This window comes from Methanobrevibacter sp., assembly GCF_036307625.1.
Classification (GTDB): Archaea; Methanobacteriota; Methanobacteria; order Methanobacteriales; family Methanobacteriaceae; genus Methanocatella.
Map to the genome: position 1 here is coordinate 1 of NZ_JAXJXF010000067.1, position 16,729 is coordinate 16,729.

Annotated in this window: 19 protein-coding genes, 1 tRNA gene and 1 other RNA gene; 6 read left to right on the forward strand and 15 right to left on the reverse strand. The window is 30.7% G+C overall.

Annotated elements, in window-relative coordinates; all coding sequences use genetic code 11:
- Nucleotides 1-258 precede the first annotated feature (258 nt).
- The 3 genes from UIB65_RS04320 to UIB65_RS04330 are packed head-to-tail and all read left to right on the forward strand — an operon-like array spanning nucleotide 259 to nucleotide 3,884.
- Nucleotides 259-1,812, forward strand: a complete 1,554-nt coding sequence (locus UIB65_RS04320) for a radical SAM protein (RefSeq protein ID WP_330039895.1) — start codon at nucleotides 259-261, stop codon at nucleotides 1,810-1,812.
- A gap of 58 nt (nucleotides 1,813-1,870) precedes the next feature.
- Nucleotides 1,871-2,989, forward strand: a complete 1,119-nt coding sequence (locus tag UIB65_RS04325) for a pyridoxal phosphate-dependent aminotransferase (protein WP_330039896.1) — start codon at nucleotides 1,871-1,873, stop codon at nucleotides 2,987-2,989.
- Entirely contained in the window at nucleotides 2,982-3,884 is a 903-nt protein-coding gene (locus UIB65_RS04330) for a cation diffusion facilitator family transporter (RefSeq protein ID WP_330039897.1), read from the forward strand. Before UIB65_RS04325 ends, UIB65_RS04330 begins: the two co-directional genes overlap by 8 nt.
- 11 nt (nucleotides 3,885-3,895) lie before the next feature.
- Here the strand turns inward: UIB65_RS04330 and UIB65_RS04335 are convergent.
- The 9 genes from UIB65_RS04335 to hdrC all read right to left on the reverse strand — a co-directional run bounded on the left by UIB65_RS04335 (nucleotide 3,896) and on the right by hdrC (nucleotide 9,517).
- Nucleotides 3,896-3,979 (reverse strand) — tRNA-Ser (locus tag UIB65_RS04335).
- Nucleotides 3,980-4,042: 63 nt separating this feature from the next.
- An RNA gene (ffs, locus tag UIB65_RS04340) (signal recognition particle sRNA) lies at nucleotides 4,043-4,358 on the reverse strand.
- A 165-nt stretch (nucleotides 4,359-4,523) separates the two neighbouring features.
- Nucleotides 4,524-4,916: a CBS domain-containing protein gene (locus UIB65_RS04345; RefSeq protein ID WP_330039898.1), complete on the reverse strand. Its 393-nt coding sequence runs from the start codon at nucleotides 4,914-4,916 to the stop codon at nucleotides 4,524-4,526.
- On the reverse strand, nucleotides 4,894-5,805 hold the full coding sequence (locus UIB65_RS04350) for a 2-phosphoglycerate kinase (protein WP_330039899.1): 912 nt from the start codon (nucleotides 5,803-5,805) through the stop codon (nucleotides 4,894-4,896). Before UIB65_RS04350 ends, UIB65_RS04345 begins: the two co-directional genes overlap by 23 nt.
- Before the next feature lie 109 nt (nucleotides 5,806-5,914).
- A complete protein-coding gene (locus UIB65_RS04355) occupies nucleotides 5,915-6,604 on the reverse strand; it encodes a metallophosphoesterase (RefSeq protein WP_330039900.1) in 690 nt (229 codons plus the stop codon).
- 10 nt (nucleotides 6,605-6,614) lie between these two features.
- Nucleotides 6,615-7,142 (reverse strand): DUF2096 domain-containing protein, encoded by a 528-nt coding sequence (locus tag UIB65_RS04360; protein WP_330039901.1) that lies wholly within the window; start codon nucleotides 7,140-7,142, stop codon nucleotides 6,615-6,617.
- A complete protein-coding gene (locus UIB65_RS04365; protein WP_330039902.1) occupies nucleotides 7,139-7,405 on the reverse strand; it encodes a DUF749 domain-containing protein in 267 nt (88 codons plus the stop codon). The genes UIB65_RS04360 and UIB65_RS04365 overlap by 4 nt, the downstream gene beginning before the upstream one ends.
- Before the next feature lie 195 nt (nucleotides 7,406-7,600).
- Nucleotides 7,601-8,497, reverse strand: a complete 897-nt coding sequence (gene hdrB, locus UIB65_RS04370; RefSeq protein WP_330039903.1) for a CoB--CoM heterodisulfide reductase subunit B — start codon at nucleotides 8,495-8,497, stop codon at nucleotides 7,601-7,603.
- Nucleotides 8,498-8,518: 21 nt separating this feature from the next.
- Complete coding sequence (hdrC, locus tag UIB65_RS04375; protein WP_330039904.1) at nucleotides 8,519-9,517, reverse strand: CoB--CoM heterodisulfide reductase subunit C; 999 nt, start codon at nucleotides 9,515-9,517, stop codon at nucleotides 8,519-8,521.
- Nucleotides 9,518-9,701: 184 nt separating this feature from the next.
- On the opposite strand from hdrC, the gene UIB65_RS04380 reads away from it, so the two are divergent.
- The gene (locus UIB65_RS04380) at nucleotides 9,702-10,445 is read left to right on the forward strand and encodes an archaeosine tRNA-ribosyltransferase (RefSeq protein ID WP_330039905.1); all 744 of its coding nucleotides are present in this window, start codon (nucleotides 9,702-9,704) and stop codon (nucleotides 10,443-10,445) included.
- On the opposite strand, the gene UIB65_RS04385 is transcribed toward UIB65_RS04380, so the two are convergent.
- The 4 genes from UIB65_RS04385 to dph5 form a co-directional block, all read right to left on the reverse strand.
- Nucleotides 10,437-10,859, reverse strand: coding sequence for a hypothetical protein (locus UIB65_RS04385; RefSeq protein WP_330039906.1), 423 nt, complete (start codon nucleotides 10,857-10,859; stop codon nucleotides 10,437-10,439). The genes UIB65_RS04380 and UIB65_RS04385 overlap by 9 nt on opposite strands.
- Before the next feature lie 3 nt (nucleotides 10,860-10,862).
- Nucleotides 10,863-11,777 carry a hypothetical protein gene (locus UIB65_RS04390; protein WP_330039907.1) on the reverse strand — a complete coding sequence of 305 codons (915 nt, stop codon included), beginning with the start codon at nucleotides 11,775-11,777 and terminating at the stop codon, nucleotides 10,863-10,865.
- A 430-nt stretch (nucleotides 11,778-12,207) separates the two neighbouring features.
- Entirely contained in the window at nucleotides 12,208-12,750 is a 543-nt protein-coding gene (locus tag UIB65_RS04395) for a carboxypeptidase-like regulatory domain-containing protein (protein ID WP_330039908.1), read from the reverse strand.
- Nucleotides 12,751-13,154: 404 nt separating this feature from the next.
- Nucleotides 13,155-13,946 (reverse strand): diphthine synthase, encoded by a 792-nt coding sequence (gene dph5 / locus UIB65_RS04400; protein WP_330039909.1) that lies wholly within the window; start codon nucleotides 13,944-13,946, stop codon nucleotides 13,155-13,157.
- A gap of 35 nt (nucleotides 13,947-13,981) precedes the next feature.
- Between dph5 and UIB65_RS04405 the strand changes: the two genes are divergently transcribed.
- Both UIB65_RS04405 and UIB65_RS04410 read left to right on the forward strand, forming a co-directional pair.
- Nucleotides 13,982-14,986: a class I SAM-dependent methyltransferase family protein gene (locus tag UIB65_RS04405; protein ID WP_330039910.1), complete on the forward strand. Its 1,005-nt coding sequence runs from the start codon at nucleotides 13,982-13,984 to the stop codon at nucleotides 14,984-14,986.
- A 50-nt stretch (nucleotides 14,987-15,036) separates the two neighbouring features.
- The gene (locus UIB65_RS04410; protein WP_330039911.1) at nucleotides 15,037-15,399 is read left to right on the forward strand and encodes a hypothetical protein; all 363 of its coding nucleotides are present in this window, start codon (nucleotides 15,037-15,039) and stop codon (nucleotides 15,397-15,399) included.
- A gap of 88 nt (nucleotides 15,400-15,487) precedes the next feature.
- Here the strand turns inward: UIB65_RS04410 and UIB65_RS04415 are convergent, their stop codons facing one another.
- Together UIB65_RS04415 and UIB65_RS04420 are read right to left on the reverse strand one after the other, a co-directional pair.
- Nucleotides 15,488-15,814 carry a hypothetical protein gene (locus UIB65_RS04415; protein WP_330039912.1) on the reverse strand — a complete coding sequence of 109 codons (327 nt, stop codon included), beginning with the start codon at nucleotides 15,812-15,814 and terminating at the stop codon, nucleotides 15,488-15,490.
- 454 nt (nucleotides 15,815-16,268) lie between these two features.
- Nucleotides 16,269-16,729 (reverse strand): S-methyl-5-thioribose-1-phosphate isomerase (locus UIB65_RS04420; protein WP_330039913.1); only part of this gene is annotated, 461 nt, incomplete at its 5' end.

Genomic DNA, 16,729 nt, shown 5'->3' on the forward strand with positions numbered 1-16,729 from the left:
GAATAATTCTATTAAAATAAATAATAATAAGATTAAATAGCTTGAATTTGGTTTAACTAAAAAAGAATGTCATCAAAAATAATATATTAATTTAACGAGTTATTATAGAAAAAAATAGACAATAAATATATTTTATAAAAAAAATAAGCAAATTATTGTTTGAATAAAAAAAATTAATTAAAACCTGACTGATTATATTGAAAACAAATAATTAAAATAAAAAAGAAAAAAATATGTGAAAAATAATCAGATGATTCCATGTTATTTGAAAAAAATATATTCCAAAAAAACCATAAAAACATTGACATTAGATTGGGATTAGCATATCCTAATATCTATAAAACAGCAATGTCATCATTAGGATACAATATATTATACAATCAAATAAATGAAAGGGAGGATACATGGTGTGAAAGAATCATCTTTCCAAATATAAAAACAATTGAATCAAATACTCCCATGAAATATTTGGACATCATAAGTTTCACATTACAATTTGAAGAAGATTATTTCAATGTTTTGGAAATGCTGAAAAATGCGGAAGTTCCTCTTAAAAGGAAAGAGAGAAGCGAAAATGATCCACTAATCATTGCCGGAGGCCCTTGCGCAACTGCTAATCCATTGCCTTTATCAGATTACATTGACCTTTTTATCATTGGAGAAGGTGAATTTACAATAGATAAACTGTTAAACAGATATCATGAAAAGCCAACTAAAGATTTGAAAAAGTTTTTAGACATACCTGGAATTTACATTCCAGAATTCAACAACAAAACAAAAATTACTTTAGTAAAAAATATGAGTGATGCATATCACATTACCGAACCGATAATAAGCAAAAGTGATGATGAAAATTATCAAACAGTTTTCAACAATACAATCATGCTAAACGTTTCAAGAGGTTGTACCCGAGGATGCAGATTTTGCATGGCCAACTATCTTTATAGACCAACAAGGGAAACTGATTATAAAAGGCTAATTGATATTGCAATAAAAAACCGGCAAAACACCGGATTAAATAAAGTCACATTGATTGGTGCTGCAGTATCGGACTACAGTAATTTGAATGATTTAATTGCAGGTCTTGAAAAAGAAGGTTTTCAAATTTCAACACCTTCACTAAGGATTGAATCAATTAGTGAAAAAACATTGAAAACCTTAAAAAAAAGTGGTCTTAAAACAATTACCCTTGCACCGGAATCAACAAGCAAACTTAGAAAAGTAATAAATAAAGACATACTGGATGAAACTATTTTTACAGTAATAAAAAATGCAGTTGAATTAGATTTCAAGATAAAGTTATATTTCCTAATTGGAATACCTGGTGAGACAAAAGAAGATATTAAAGAACTTGCCCAATATATGAAAAAAATAGCAAATATGCATTATAATATCAAAAATGTAAAATTCAGTGTCAATCCATTGATTCCTAAACCCCATACCCCATTACAGTGGGAAAAATATGATTTTAAAGATATTAAAAATAAAACTAGATACTTAAAAAAAGAAATGAAAAAATATAATATTAAATGCGAAAGTCCTAAAAAAAGTATGATTCAATATATACTATCTTGTGGAAATAGGGACGTTGGTGCAATTATTGAGAGATCAATAACAAAAACACCTACATTAAAAGAATGGAAAGAATTATTACCTAATTATAGTATTGATGACGAATTACCTTGGGACAATATTGAAGTCAGTGTAAACAAAAGATTTTTGAAAATAGAATATGCTCGACTAAAAAAAATAAAGCAGACACCATGGTGCGAAACCGGCGCATGTTACAATTGCGGTGCATGTGAAAAATAATTACTAGAAAAAAATAAAATTACAATAAATATATAATATAATAAGTGAGGTAAAATTTATGATAAATCCAGCAAGTAGAACTAAACCAATTGAATTATCACAAATCAGAAAAATGTTTGAAATAACAAATCCCAATGCAATAAATTTAGGCATTGGAGAACCAGACTTTAACGTTCCGGAAAACATTAAACAAGCTATGAAAAATTCAATTGATGATAATGATACACATTATACTCCCAACAAAGGATATATTGAATTAAGGGAAGCCATTGCAGATAAATTTAAAAAAGATAATGGAATTGAAACAAATCCAGATAACATTATCGTTACCGTTGGAGCCAGTGAAGCATTATACATGTGTGCACAGGCATTCATTGAATCAGGCGATGAAGTAATTCTTCCAAATCCTAGTTTTTTATCATATGAAGCATGTGTTAAATTAGCTGATGGAAAAATCATCCCTGTAGACTGTAAAATGGAAAATGAATTTAAACTTAAAGCAGATGACGTTTCAGAAAAAATCACAAAAAATACAAAAGCAATAATGTTGAACTCACCATCCAACCCTACAGGAGCGGTAATGGAAAAAGAAGACATAAAAGCAATTGCAGATTTATCCATGGACAATGATTTTTTAATCATATCCGATGAAATTTATGAAAAAATCATTTACGATAAAAAACATTACTCCCCTGCAAAATACAGTGATAATGTAATCACATTAAATGGATTTTCCAAAACATATGCCATGACAGGATTAAGAATCGGTTATTTAACTGCAAACGAAGAATACACTGAAGAATTACTAAAAATACACCAATACAATATTGCATGTGCCAGTACAGTATCTCAAAGAGGAGCATATGAAGCATTAACTGGACCTCAAGATGAAGTAACTAAAATGGTGAACGAATTTAAAAATAGAAGAGATTTAATCGTGAAAAGATTAAATGAAATGGGATATGAAACCGTAAATGCAGAAGGAGCATTTTATGTATTCCCAAAAATTGAAGATAAAGAATTCGTGCAAAAAGCTGCTAAAGCAGGAGTCATTACAGTTCCAGGTGCAGCATTTGGATCAAATGGAGAAAATCATGTTAGAATGTCATATGCAAACTCCTATGAAAATATTGAAAAAGCAATGAACATATTGGAAGAGCGTGTAGTAAATGGATGATTTTAGAAGTAAAGCTGGAAAAAAAGCAGCAACAGTGGCAATAGTCGCTAACTGCTTTTTAACCATATTCAATATATCAATCGGAATATTCTCTGGAAGTTATGCATTAGTATCTGAAGGAGCACACACATTATCTGATGTAACCACATCAATTATTGCATATATTGGATTTAAAATTGGGCAAAAACCAGCTGATGAAGAGCATCCAATTGGTCACGGCCGTGCAGAAGCCATTGGCGGATTAATTATCGTGTTATTTTTGGCAATGGTTGCATATGAGATTATGCAGGGTGCTTTTGAAAGATTGCTCAATCCTTCATTAATCACTACCCCTGAAGCAATAGCTGCGATAATGGCTGTTTTTGGCATAATCATCAACTTATCAGTCAGCGAATATATCATTAGAATAGGTAAGGAAATTCATAGCCCTGCAATTATTGCAGATGGAAAACATCAAAAGACAGATATATTTTCATCAATTGCAGTCTTATTAAGTGTCATAGTTTCAAATATGGGCTATCCAATATTGGATCCCATTATCGGATTCGTCATTGGAATTTTAATTTTAAAAACAGCCTATGAAGTTGGAAAAGAAAATTTAGATTATATTATGGGGAAAGTTCCATCAAAAGAATTTGTAAATCAAATTAGAGACGTGGCCAACAGTACCCCAAGAGCGCAAGAAGCACATAACATTAAAGTAGATTACTTAGGTTCCTATGCAACAGTAAGTTTACACATCAAAGTTGATGGAAACCTAAGTTTAGACGAATCACATAAAATCACACATTTAGTTGAAAATAATATACTAAAAGAAATACCTGAAGTAAAATACGTAATGGTGCATGCCTGCCCAATAGGATTAGAATATAACCATGACCAAGAAATAGATTAAAATGATAAAAACGCCGGGACGGGGATTTGAACCCCGGAGGTCATAAGACCATCGGATTAGCAGTCCGACGCCGTACCAGGCTGGGCCATCCCGACAACTTAAAAAACAAGTATAATAAATTATATGTTCAAACTTATTTATAAACTTAATTATTTTTATTAATGGCACATTCAGAAGTGGACTAATCTCAAAAATATAAGTGATCTAAAAAACCCAACTCCACCCCGGGATTCTACAAGCATCGAATGTTAATAGTAGAGCTGCTCCCTTCCGGGCCTGACCCATTCCCATATTGAAGATGACTAATTTTTACCCTCCAGTAAAAATCTCACCACCACCAATCCTGCAGGACGAGGTTTCTATGTTGTTTTTCTCAGGCTTATATTCTCTTAAAAAGCCGCCTTCTGAACTTCGACTGCACCAAAGGGGGTGTGTGCTTACAGAGGACCCCTAACCCTCCAGTCTAGCCATAATAATATATACTCTTAATATTATATAAATGTTATCCAAAAACTAGAAATTAAATAAAAAAAAATGAGCAATGAAAATAAATAAAAAAAATTTCTAGAAAAAAATATTTTTATAGTAAATAAATAAAAAAAGGTAAAAAATAGATTAAATAAATAAAATTAAATTAAATTAAAATATCTCTTGAATAATATCTCCATCAGAGATAATACCTACTAATTTACCATTTTCAACAACAGGAAGTTGATTTAAGATTCCTGAAGAAGAAACACTATTTTTCATTATGTCAATTGCAGTTTCAAGTGTATCTTCCGGTGAAATAGTAACGACTGATTTAACCATTATCTCTTCTACAATAGTTCCCAATTCATACTTATCAAGAATCAAATTATGGCCAACATCAGTTGCAGTTATTATTCCCAATAATTCATCATCCACAACAACTGGAAGAGAACTAATTTTATGCTCCATCAACTTTTCAAAAGCATAAACAACATCAATATCGGGTGTTGTAGTAATAACACCAGTTGTCATTATCTCCTTAACTTTCTTGTTCAACATCATTTATTCCTCCAAATCTTTCAAGAATATTATTAACCATGATATCTATAGTTTCATTAATTTCCTCATTATTGATTATAGGTGCATCATGAATTTTTGCCTGTTCGACTAAAAACTTTTGGGTTTTTCTAATTGTGGAAAAATTATCCATATATCTTTCAAGAGACCTTTTTACCCAAGGTTGTCTACATCTAGAATAAAACCTTTGTTTATGGGACTCTTCATCATCAACTGTTAATGTAAAAATGATAATATTATTATTTTCCATTAAATCTTCCCTGATAAAACCTGGAACTATATGAACTCCCTCAATAATAGTGCTGATACCCTCTTTTACAGACCTTTCGATAATAGCTTCAATTCCAACATTAACAACATCAACATGACTAACAAATCCTTCAACAACCTGGTCAATGCGAATAGATGGAGTCCTTATACTTTCATATGCATCAAAACTAGATTTATGAATAACAGGGCTTAAATCCTTTGAGATAATTTTACGCATTACTTCACGAATCATATCTGTACTGATAAGATTCTTTAATCTTAATCTGTTTGCCAATTCAAAAGCCATTGAAGAAGTACCAACACCAGATGCCCCACCAATTAAAATAATTAAAGGTTTTTTTGAGGTTCTAAGAGATCTCCAGTTTTTATATTTTTTAGCAATATCAGAATCAATTTTTTCAAGATGAGTTAATACAACATCTGCCAAATCCAAACTAGAAATTTCAGAAATATTATTTTTAATTAATTCATCTTCAATATCGCTGGCTATCTTGTGGGCTCTTTCAGTACCGAGATCAGCAACATTAAGAGAACGAGACATAATTCCTTTTGAAAATGGCTCTTTATATTTTTTACCATCAACATCTCCAATAACCCAAATCATAGTATCACATAAGATTAAAACCTGATTTAATATTTCAAGTTATTGTTAAATAAAATTTGTTATTTGATTTTAGAAAAAAAGTATAAAAAAAGAAAAATGAATAAAAAATTTATTCATCTAATGATATTAAACTTATATCATAATTAGAACCATCTTTAATATCTATTAAAACGGCTCCGTTATCCCTAAGCATCCCAGGATTTGCCACATCAGTAGTTTTTCCAATTTTACTAAGGGATTTAGCTTCATGAATATGTCCGCAAAGATTGATTTGAGGTTCAAATTCATGAATTGATTTTTGAATTCCAGAACTTCCAACATGTTCACCATTTTCAACCCTGTCAGCTTCAGTATTGAAAGGCGGTGCATGAGTAACCAATATTTTTACTTTAGGAACATCTGAATTATAAACATAATCATAATTAGCTAATAAGTCATAAACTGCAGCGTAAATTTTATCATCATCCATTTCACCAGGAGTATCAAATGGAGTAGGATTAGATCCACCGAATCCAAACAATATAGCATCACCATAAGCGATGATATTATTATGAAGACAAAAAGAAACTTCATTAATAGCATTACAAATTCCAGTAGGGTCACAATTGCCTGGAATAGCTATAACATCCACATCACAGTTAGCCACATTATTAATAAAAGTGGAAACAAAATCTAAAGGTCCGAAATCAGTAATATCTCCCAATATTATAACTAAATCAATATCATTATTATTTAAATAAGAGTATAAATTCTCGTTTTCTTCACCATGAACATCACTAATTGCCAAAATTTTAGTCATATAATCACCATTATTCTTCTAAAAAGAAAGATCCCATCTCTTTTAATCCGTTTTGAAGGTCAGGTTTATCACCATGTAATTCAACAGTCACATCATCATCAAATTCTATAATAAGGCCATTCCATTCCGCAATTTCTTGAACTCTTTCTTCAGCCAATGGAACTTTTAAATTAATTCTTCCAGTAGTTAATCCTGGAGGAGTGTTAACAAGGAATCTGGATCTTGATTTTGCAAATTCAAATACTTCTTCACCATGCATTACTTTTTTAAGCAAATCAAGCCAATAATCTACATATTCATCTCCTTCTTCTTCGGCAATTGTTAAAAGAGTTCCTTGAATATTATTTAAAGACATTTCGGCTTTCGCTAAACCATTGATTAATTCTGGATGAGAAGGATCTCTTTTATAGGAACTAATTGAAGACCTAATTAATCCCATTTCAGGGTTAACTCCATCAGGAATATCATATCCTTTTTTATTTAAATCCGTAAGGAGATGATGAAGAACTAACCAATTTTGTTCAGACGGTAAGCTCATAAATGTCCACCTATAATTTTTAAAGTAGTATGATTAATTTTAGCATCAGCTTCTTTCAATTCATTTTCAATTTGGCCAATGTTTTCGTAAGAATCTAAGAATAATACATGATGAGTTGAAGTACCTGCAATGTTTAAAATTGCAATTTCATCACTTTGTTTTAATTCTCTTTTTTCAATAGTTGCTTTAAATTGCACATAAGGTTCATATTCTTCTGGAAGATCAGAATATTTAAATATTCCATCTAATGTTGCTAAAAACATAATTACACCTCTTGTATATTTTAGTTTATTTTATCTTAATAATCCTATATAAAAGTAATCCCGAATAATTCGTATGATATCAAACAAAAAAAATAATCCATAAAAAAAATGGTTATCTGAAGATAACCAGTTATCCGAATTGTGTTTTCAGTGCCTAAAATAAAAAAAAATAAAAAGGATTAGAATCCTTTAAATTTATTTAGCGTTTTCACCTAATGCTTTTGCAAGAGCAGGAGTTGCGTCAATTCTTTGAGCATCAAATGTTAACTCTTCTGGGGATAAGCCCATAGCTAATCCGTATAATTGAGCTAAGTGGAATACTGGAAGAGCGAAGTCAGTTCCGTATTTTTCATTAACTTCAACTTGTCCTTGGTCAAATTGTAAGTGACAGAATGGACATACGTTAACAATTGCGTCAACACCAGCTGCAGTCATGTGATCAAGTTTTTCTTTGGTGAAACTAGTAGTTACATCAAGGTCTCTGGATCTTAAACCTCCACCTGCACCACAGCACATCATTTTGTCTTTGTAGTCTACAGATTTAGCACCGGTAATTTCAACGAGGTCATCTAAGATAGATGGGTCTTCTGCGTTATCTTCAATACCGATAGTTTCAGTAGGTTTTAAGAAGTGGCAACCGTAGTGTACAGCAACATTTAAGTCTAAAGGTTTTTCGATTAATGAAGCTAATTTTTCAAATCCTACGTCATCTCTTAAGATTTGAGCAAAGTGTTTTACGTTTACAGTACCTTTGTATTCTCTACCGATTTCAGCTAAGTTAGCGTTAATTTCAGCTTTTTTATCTTCATCTTCTTTTAACATGTGGTTACATTCGAATAATGAACCGAAACATCCGTTACATTCGGTCATAATGTCAGCACCCATGTCTTCAGCAATAGTTAAGTTACGAGCTGCAATGGTAGCCCAGGTTTCTTCATCAAAAGAACCAAATACACCAGGAGCAGGACAACAAGATGCTCCTTCCATATCTTTTAATTCAATATCTAAAGCTTCAAATAATTTTCTGGTAGCTTTTTCAACACCAGGATAACGGTTGTTCATAATACAACCTAAGAAGTATGCAATTTCCATATTATAACTCTCCTAATCAATTTATTCTTTTAATCCACCGGTTGCTTCATCGTAACCGATTAATTCATCAAATCCAGTAATTTTACAAATTTTTTGTACTTCTGCTAATGCTTCAGGGAAAGCATGAGTAGTAGGTGGAATTTCAGAAAGACCAATTTTGGTTCTTAAAGCTTTTGTAGCATCGTTGATTGGTACACCGTGACCAGTATTCATTACGAATACACCAGTCATTTTGTGAGGTTTTGCCATGTAACCAGCGTGAGCTGCAATGTTACGTGCTTTTTTGATAATTTCCACAATTTTAACACTTCTGAGACATCTTTCTTGACAAGTGTAACAGGTAGTACACATCCATAAAGCATCGTCAGCAATAACTTCTTCTTTTAATCCTAATAAACATTTTCTGACAATTTGTCTTACTTTGTATGGAGTTCTTCTTCCAGATGGGCAACTTCCACTACAGGTACCACATTGGAAACAGTGTTTAACAGTTTCGATTCCAGCATCGATGAACTCAGCAGTGAAATCTGGGTCACGATTACTATCATTTAATAATTCCTTATCGGTTAATAAAGTCATATTATCTCCTTTTGTATCTTTATTGTTTGAATTTTCTTCAACTTCATCAGCATCTACTTCTTCAGAAGTTTCTTCAACTTCTTCAGCTGATTCTTCGACAATGGCCTTCTCAGGTTCTGCTTCATCTTCAATTGGAAGATCCGCTTCTTCAGCTTCAGCTTCCTGCACAATTTCTTCAGATGAAACATCTTCAGATTCAGAAACTTCCTCAACAACAGTTTCTTCCTCTACTTTGTCGTCTTCTAAAGGTTCGATGTCTTTTTTAAAAGTTAAATCTTTTGAACTATCTTCTGTTTCATCAACAGGGATAGATTTCTTTACAGTTTTTGAAGATGTAACTTCGACATCATTAGATGTGTTTGAAACATCGGCCTTGATGTCTTTTTCTTCTTTATTATTTTCACCTTTAAATAGATGTTTAAGACGATTTACTATAGACATTGAAAACACACCTCGGATAATCATAGGACTATTTTCCTCAAATCCATACTAATATTCTTTAAAAGAACATATATAAAGGTTACTAAATTTTTTGATTGTGTAATCAAAATGATTACACTTGATAAAAAATTTATATTAACCTAAAAATATAAAGCATATATTAAAAACTATAGGAAAGAAGTAAATGATAAAAAAATTCGAAATTAAATCTCATGACGGTCCCGGAAGAATAGGAAAAATTGACGGAAAAATAACTCCAAAAATTTTTTACAGAAATGAAATGAAAATTGCACCAAATGAAGGTTCAGCATACAATATTGATCGAGAAATATCTGAATTCAACATAAATGAAACCTTAAAATTAGCTGAAGAACATGTTAATGAAGCAGACATTGCAGTCATTCAAGGTTCCAAATATGTTGATTTAAGAATAGATTGCTTAAAACAGCTTGAAGAAATAGGCTACAACGGATTCATCATAGCTAATGGAGATGCCCTTCTTACAAATCCCCGAGAATTAGTAGAGATTATCATTTCACTTAAAAAAGAAGCTAAAAAAACTAGTTACTTTATTTTTTCATTTACAGAACTTTCATTTATGCCCATTTTAACATATATGGGAATTGATGGCTTTTTAGCAGATTCTGCAAATTATTACAGCCATTTAAATGTTTTGCAAACACCAACAAAAGCATATGACCTAAACACATATCCAATTTATGAAAACATTACACAAAAAGAATTGGAAGAAAAAAACATTGAAAATATGGAATTTGTAATTAAAGAAATCCATGCCCACATGAAAAACAATTCCCTAAGAAATCTGGTTGAAGAACGTTCGGGAACTACCCCACAAAATATTTCAACTTTAAAAATTCTTGACAGAACCCAAATGGAATATTTGCTTGAATATTCTCAATTATTTTAGAATTTTAAATGACTCTATGATATTCCTGAATTCCCTTTCAGATTCACCGGAGACATCCAATGTTCTCAATTCAAAAATATAAATATCTCCATTTTCGATGAACACATAAGTATGGATGTCGAAATTAATTTCAGGAGTATCCATATTGGCATGTAATTTAATTGAATCCAAATCGGCAATTCTTACAAAATCAGAAGCAATGATTACTCCACCATCATCTGAAATTGCATCTTCCATAAATATTTTATAATCATCAAGATTTGTGGCAGTTGGAAACATTACTGCATTAATCAGATTATCTTGACCTTTGGACAATGTAGCAATGCAATCAGGATTTGATAAAATGTCTGCTTTTTCAACTTCCCATCCGCTAGGATATTCAAAAGTTATTTTTCCAGTATTGAATGTTCTCATAGATTATTCCTCTTTTTTGGATGAAACATCAATAGTTTCAGGAGATTCCTCAATAGTGTCAATATATTTTGAGAAAGGTTCTGGAAGTTTTGGCATTACTTCTTTTAAAATTTCAGCGGCATCAAGCTCCAATGCTTGTCCTGAAAGCAATTGTTCAACATCAAAATCAAAGTCAAAAGGTTTGAGTAAATCATCAGTAGGCACTCTTAAATTAATCTTATTTTTATTTAATATCATTTTAAGGGTGCTTGTATTTCTAATCTGCTCGTTCATATCTTCAACAGTACTTTTTATATCATATGCTATAGCCTTATTCTTTTCGTTTACATCATGTTTGGATTTTTCAATAGATTTCTCCAAATCTTTAACCAAAAGTGCATTGCGTCTGTTGATATTGTCACGGGCTTCATCAATGACAACATTAATAGCATTTAAAATAGATTTATTCAACTCCACATTATAAGCTAAAATCATTTTATTTTTATAATCAAGTTCTTTAAAAATAGCTACTCTTTCATCATCAATTTTGGTAATTTTCTTGTTTAACTCATGAATTTCATCTTTAGCTTTCAAAAGTTCTTCTTTATCAGTCAATTGTTCTTTTAATGAATCAACATCATCAAAAAATGAACCTTTAAGAGTCTGAATTTGATCTTTTAAAGTTGCAATCTCATCATCTTTTTCCTGAATAGTTTGATTGAATTCATCGATTTTTTCTTGAGAAAACTGATTGTCCATTAAGTCTTCATATTCTTCACGAGCTAAAACTTTCACCAATTCATCATCTTCGAATGGATCTTCTTTTTTAAGGCTAACCTGTTTCTGTTTGGACTCCTTTTCAACAGTATTGCCCTCTTTATCTTTACTATTATACTTTTTAGTATAAACTCGAACAGTTCTAAATTCATCACTTTCCATTATTGACACCACTCTATATTAATAAATAGATTAGTTTAATTTAAATAGTTAATTATTATTGATTAAAAAAAAGAAAAAAAGAAAAAAATAATTTTAATTATTTATCTTCTTTTTCTATCCACAATAACATCGCCTCTTCTATTGCTTTGGAATACCAACCAGTTTTAAATAGCATCTTACTGGAAGCAATTTTACGAAAATTCAAGTCAATGTCATTATTGATGCTAATTGTAACACGCTTGTTTTTAGACATACAATTAGATTGCGCACACTAGTTAATAAATGCGTAAGTGTTTTTCAAGTCAGTTTTGCATAAAAAAAAGAATATTAATATGAATTGAAATCCATATGACAAGTTTAAAAAGTTTAATATGAAATTTTACATTTGGCAAATATCGCAAAAACATTTCTGAAAAAGGAAATAATTGATTTAATCAATTTTTTCCCATTCATTGTTTCCTAAATGTTTATACTGATGACCATCTGGAGCATCATGAATTTCACCAGTGTAGATTATCCTACCTTCCTGAGCACTGTAAAATGCACCAGAGTCCTCAGATTTTGAAGAATCTGACATATGATTATCCTCCATCTTTTCTTTGATTGTTAATTTTTGAGAAGTTGTGTTTCCACCATTATCATCATCGCCGGCATATGTACAGTTAACAACATAACTTCCAGCATCCTTATCTATTTTAAGAGTTGCAATGCCGCTTTTGTTAGTAACAACAGAAGCTGTTTGATTATCCTCACCACCCACAATAGTAATATTTATAGTTGCATTAGAAATCGCCTTTCCGGAATTGTCAGTAAGATTGACAGTAATATTATCCCCTTTGTTAAGAGTGTCATTACTTGTTATGACCATCTTACTTGATTGCTTTTCAAAAAATGGAAAAGCAACAGATGCACCTATGAAAAGCATGATAATTATTGCAATTAAAACACCAAACATAATAGTATTTTTTCTCATAAATTACACCTCGATTTAAAATATTGAGAAATCATGGTATAAAAAAGTTATGCCAAATCATTAAATTGATAGTACAATTCCCCACCTCCAAAAAAAAAACAAAAAGCAAAAAAAGTGTATAAAAATTATTTAAAAAACTAAAAGAATTGCATAAAAGTAATATTTTTTAATCATAAAAAAGATAATTGGAAAAATATTGATGAACAATATTGCAATAATTCGATAAAAATAATGAAAAATAAAATAAAAAGATTTAAATAATATAAAAATATAACTAATAATCGATATGAAGTAATTTTCATGTCTTATCGGAACATCAGTCAACCATTTTATAATCTCCAAAATGTCAGAATATGTTTCATTATAGGAAGTAGAATAACTACTTCCGCACTCCCCCTTAAAAACTAATTTTCATTTAATATTTCAGGATTAGCTCCAGCAATCTCCACAAGATATTCTGCTTCAACAATATGAAGTTTGGAAGGTATTACAATACAATGAAGAGGACCTCCAAAATCATAATCTATCAAATCAGAAATTTTACCTGCTTTTACAACAACGTCGATTGATCCAACGCGTGCAATACCCATAGCCAAAGTATCTTCCGTAATTAATCCTTCACGATCCAAATCATTTTTAATACTCATCAAATATTCCAAACCCTGATTAACAGTCATGTATCTGTCCTTATGAGCCTGAATATCCAATAACACCAAAGTATGCAAATCCATTTTTAAATTTTCTTCAATAGCCTCATAAGGAGATTTTGGATAAAAATTATAATCCGGAAACGGAATGGTTGTTACTTTTCCGAACTTATATCCCTGAAGGCCTGAAATTGCAGGTGCTGAAGACAGAATGGAAGATCCATGAATCACTTCATATTCAATACCCTTTTTAGAGCATTGAACTAAAAAATCACTATGAGTTGTTGCAATTAATGGGTCACCACCAGTAATTAAAGCAACATCTGATTCCTTAGCTTCTTCAATAAATTTAGATTCTTCCTCTACTTCATTTCTAACCAATATTTCGATTTCCTTACCCACCAATTCTTCAATAGCCTCAAAATTTGAACCAAATAATCTTGATGTGAAAAATTCAGCATAAATTTTATCAACATTTTTCAAGCATTCCAATCCTTTAAGAGAAATATCCTTATGGTCAAATAAACCTAAACCCACTAAATAAAACATATACATTATATAAGAATTTAAACATAATAAATCTTATGAAATGTGTAAAAGTTCCATTAAAACAATTAAATGATACCCGTATAAAATTAATGGAAAAAGGTCAGATGAATATGGAATATAGAATCAAAGCCTGCGATGAATTTGGATATATTCCGATTAATGAAGATATTGATGAATATGAAATTGTAGATATGGAATTGGAACCATTGAAAAGAGTCGCTCATAATTTTTCAGAACTGCTTGAAGATGAATTAAGCAAAGAAGAAATTGAGAACCTGAGAACATCATTTGATACAATAGGAGACATAGTGATTCTGGAAATCCCTGACAATTTACAGGACAAAAAACAGATTATTGGGGATGCTGCACTTAAATTTACAAAAAGAAAAGCCATTTACATGAAAAAAAGTGCAATAAAAGGAACAATCCGAATAAGAGATTTGGAATTTTTATCCGGCGTAGATGATTCCGTAACCATCCATAAAGAACATGGTGCACGGCTGAAATTGGATGTCAAGGAAGTTTATTTTTCACCAAGACTTGCAACCGAAAGAAAACGGGTTATGGAAAATGTTGAAGATGGTGAAAAAATTTTAGACATGTTTTGTGGAATAGGACCGTTTCCAATTGTAATCGCCCGAAATAAAAATGTTGACATAATTGCTGTCGATATTAATGAAGAAGCAATCAAATATTTAAATGAAAATATCAAACTCAATAAACTTAAAGGAAATATCAAAACACAATGTGGAGACATTCGTGAAGTTAGCAAAACATTTAACATGAAATTTGATAGAATTATTATGAACCTTCCAGGACTTGCATATACTTTCCTTGACATTGCAGTTGAGTTAATTGAGGATGGTGGAATAATCAACTACTATGAATTTTCCGATTCATATGAACAAGGAATAAAACGGCTAAAGGATGCCTGCAATAATGTTGGAAAGAAAGTCGAAATAATCAATACCCGAAAGGTCAAATCCACAAGTCCTGGAGAATGGCATGTAGCAATTGACGGGAAAATCAAAAACAATTAAAAATCAAAACTCTAAAAAAAATAACCTAGTTTAAGTAATAGGGCAAATAAATGAAAATAAGAAAAGACCTCATTATATTAATTTGCTGCGTAATATTATTCCTTGCCAATCAATTTTATTTCAAATCATTGGGAATTTCATTCTTTAATGACCATTTTAATGATTTAATAGCAATACCATTATATTTTGCGGCAGTTAATGTAATATTATATTATACATTGAATAGGGAGATTAACTCTTTTAAAATTTTATTTTTATTAACTATAGTTCTATCAGTTTTAGGAGAATTTGGTTCATTGTATACTCGAAAAGGAAGCGTTTTTGACTATTGGGACATATTATGTTACTTTATAGGGCTTATAACATATTATATGGTAAAAAATTATCCAAAAAAGATTCAGAGTGAAAATTGATTCCAATCACTTTTTATCTATTTTAAAAAACAGCGATTATTTTTAAATTTTAAAAAAAAGTTAAAAAAAGAGTGTAAAAAAAATTTAATTAGAATTGGATTCTGTTACCAGTCCAATCGTCATCATCATTGAATGCATTGAATTTCTTTTCATCTTCAAGATATTGATCCATATCCCTATATAATTTTACTCTGAATATATCTGGATAAGGGATATACAACATGTCTCCGTTTTCAGAAGTTTCCTTTACATAGGTTTCTTCAAATTCTATAACAGATCCATCTTCTTTGTTGAAATGATGAACTTCATTTGCACACAAAATTTTAAAGTGTACAAAATCATCTTTTAACAATTCTTTGACCAAATCTTTAATTAAAAGAGGATAATTTGCATTTTTATTTTCCTTAATTTCCATACTAATCTCCCACATTATTATTTAACAAATTGAAAGTATCCAAACTTTTGTAAAATTGAAAATCCCACAAATGTTATATAAATATTTCATAGTTATCGCTTAAATAGTTATTGAAAATGATTTAAGTGAAGTTAAAAAAGCAATATTAATTAATTTTAAGTTAAATTATTAATTAAATAATTACTAAACAACCACCAAGCTTCATTTACTCGAGAATAACCTCCAGTGCAATGCAGATTACATGAACTGATTATGGTTGCAATCAAAAAAGAGAAAATATTGATTGCATTTTGTTTTATAGGTTTTTCCAATTTTACTGAATTTTCCAGTATTTTTTACAAATTAAGTAAAAAAAACTTTCTTTTGAGTTTTTATAATTTCCTCCATGATATCAGCCACATATTCTTGAATGTCAAAGGGATTATCCATATTACTCACCCAAAAAAAATCACGACTAAATTGGATCAATAATTCCTTTTTCAGTAATAATGCCTGTAATCAATTCTTTTGGAGTAATGTCAAATGCAGGATTAATAACTTCAGTTCCCTTTGGACAAATCCTAGCACCCCCATAATATCTTACCTCATCACCATCCCTTTCTTCAATGACAGTATCATAAATATTGATTTCATTGTCAAAAGTGGAATATGGTGCGGCTACATAAAATGGTATATCATGATGCTTTGCAGCTAGTGCCACCATAAAAGAACCGACTTTATTCACAACACCTCCTTTTGCTATTCTATCTGCACCAATAACAACTTTATCAATTTTGCCTTGAGACATCAAAAATCCTGAAGCAACATCAGGAATTAGCTTAACTGGAATATTTTCCTGCTGCATTTCCCACACACTCAAACTAGCTCCCTGTCCTCTAGGACGAGTCTCATCACAAATCACATTAATGTTTTTGC

Coding starts and splice junctions, on each gene's coding strand:
- UIB65_RS04345 (WP_330039898.1), bottom strand. CDS start 4,916: ATGATGTTGAACAAGAAAGTTAAGGAGATAATGACAACTGGTGTTATT.
- UIB65_RS04355 (WP_330039900.1), bottom strand. CDS start 6,604: ATGACTAAAATTTTGGCAATTAGTGATGTTCATGGTGAAGAAAACGAG.
- UIB65_RS04415 (WP_330039912.1), bottom strand. CDS start 15,814: ATGGAAATTAAGGAAAATAAAAATGCAAATTATCCTCTTTTAATTAAA.
- UIB65_RS04410 (WP_330039911.1), top strand. CDS start 15,037: ATGAAAATAAGAAAAGACCTCATTATATTAATTTGCTGCGTAATATTA.
- UIB65_RS04390 (WP_330039907.1), bottom strand. CDS start 11,777: ATGGAAAGTGATGAATTTAGAACTGTTCGAGTTTATACTAAAAAGTAT.
- dph5 (WP_330039909.1), bottom strand. CDS start 13,946: ATGTTTTATTTAGTGGGTTTAGGTTTATTTGACCATAAGGATATTTCT.
- hdrB (WP_330039903.1), bottom strand. CDS start 8,497: ATGGAAATTGCATACTTCTTAGGTTGTATTATGAACAACCGTTATCCT.
- UIB65_RS04395 (WP_330039908.1), bottom strand. CDS start 12,750: ATGAGAAAAAATACTATTATGTTTGGTGTTTTAATTGCAATAATTATC.
- UIB65_RS04330 (WP_330039897.1), top strand. CDS start 2,982: ATGGATGATTTTAGAAGTAAAGCTGGAAAAAAAGCAGCAACAGTGGCA.
- UIB65_RS04320 (WP_330039895.1), top strand. CDS start 259: ATGTTATTTGAAAAAAATATATTCCAAAAAAACCATAAAAACATTGAC.
- hdrC (WP_330039904.1), bottom strand. CDS start 9,517: ATGTCTATAGTAAATCGTCTTAAACATCTATTTAAAGGTGAAAATAAT.
- UIB65_RS04360 (WP_330039901.1), bottom strand. CDS start 7,142: ATGAGCTTACCGTCTGAACAAAATTGGTTAGTTCTTCATCATCTCCTT.
- UIB65_RS04365 (WP_330039902.1), bottom strand. CDS start 7,405: ATGTTTTTAGCAACATTAGATGGAATATTTAAATATTCTGATCTTCCA.
- UIB65_RS04325 (WP_330039896.1), top strand. CDS start 1,871: ATGATAAATCCAGCAAGTAGAACTAAACCAATTGAATTATCACAAATC.
- UIB65_RS04405 (WP_330039910.1), top strand. CDS start 13,982: ATGAAATGTGTAAAAGTTCCATTAAAACAATTAAATGATACCCGTATA.
- UIB65_RS04380 (WP_330039905.1), top strand. CDS start 9,702: ATGATAAAAAAATTCGAAATTAAATCTCATGACGGTCCCGGAAGAATA.
- UIB65_RS04350 (WP_330039899.1), bottom strand. CDS start 5,805: ATGATTTGGGTTATTGGAGATGTTGATGGTAAAAAATATAAAGAGCCA.
- UIB65_RS04385 (WP_330039906.1), bottom strand. CDS start 10,859: ATGAGAACATTCAATACTGGAAAAATAACTTTTGAATATCCTAGCGGA.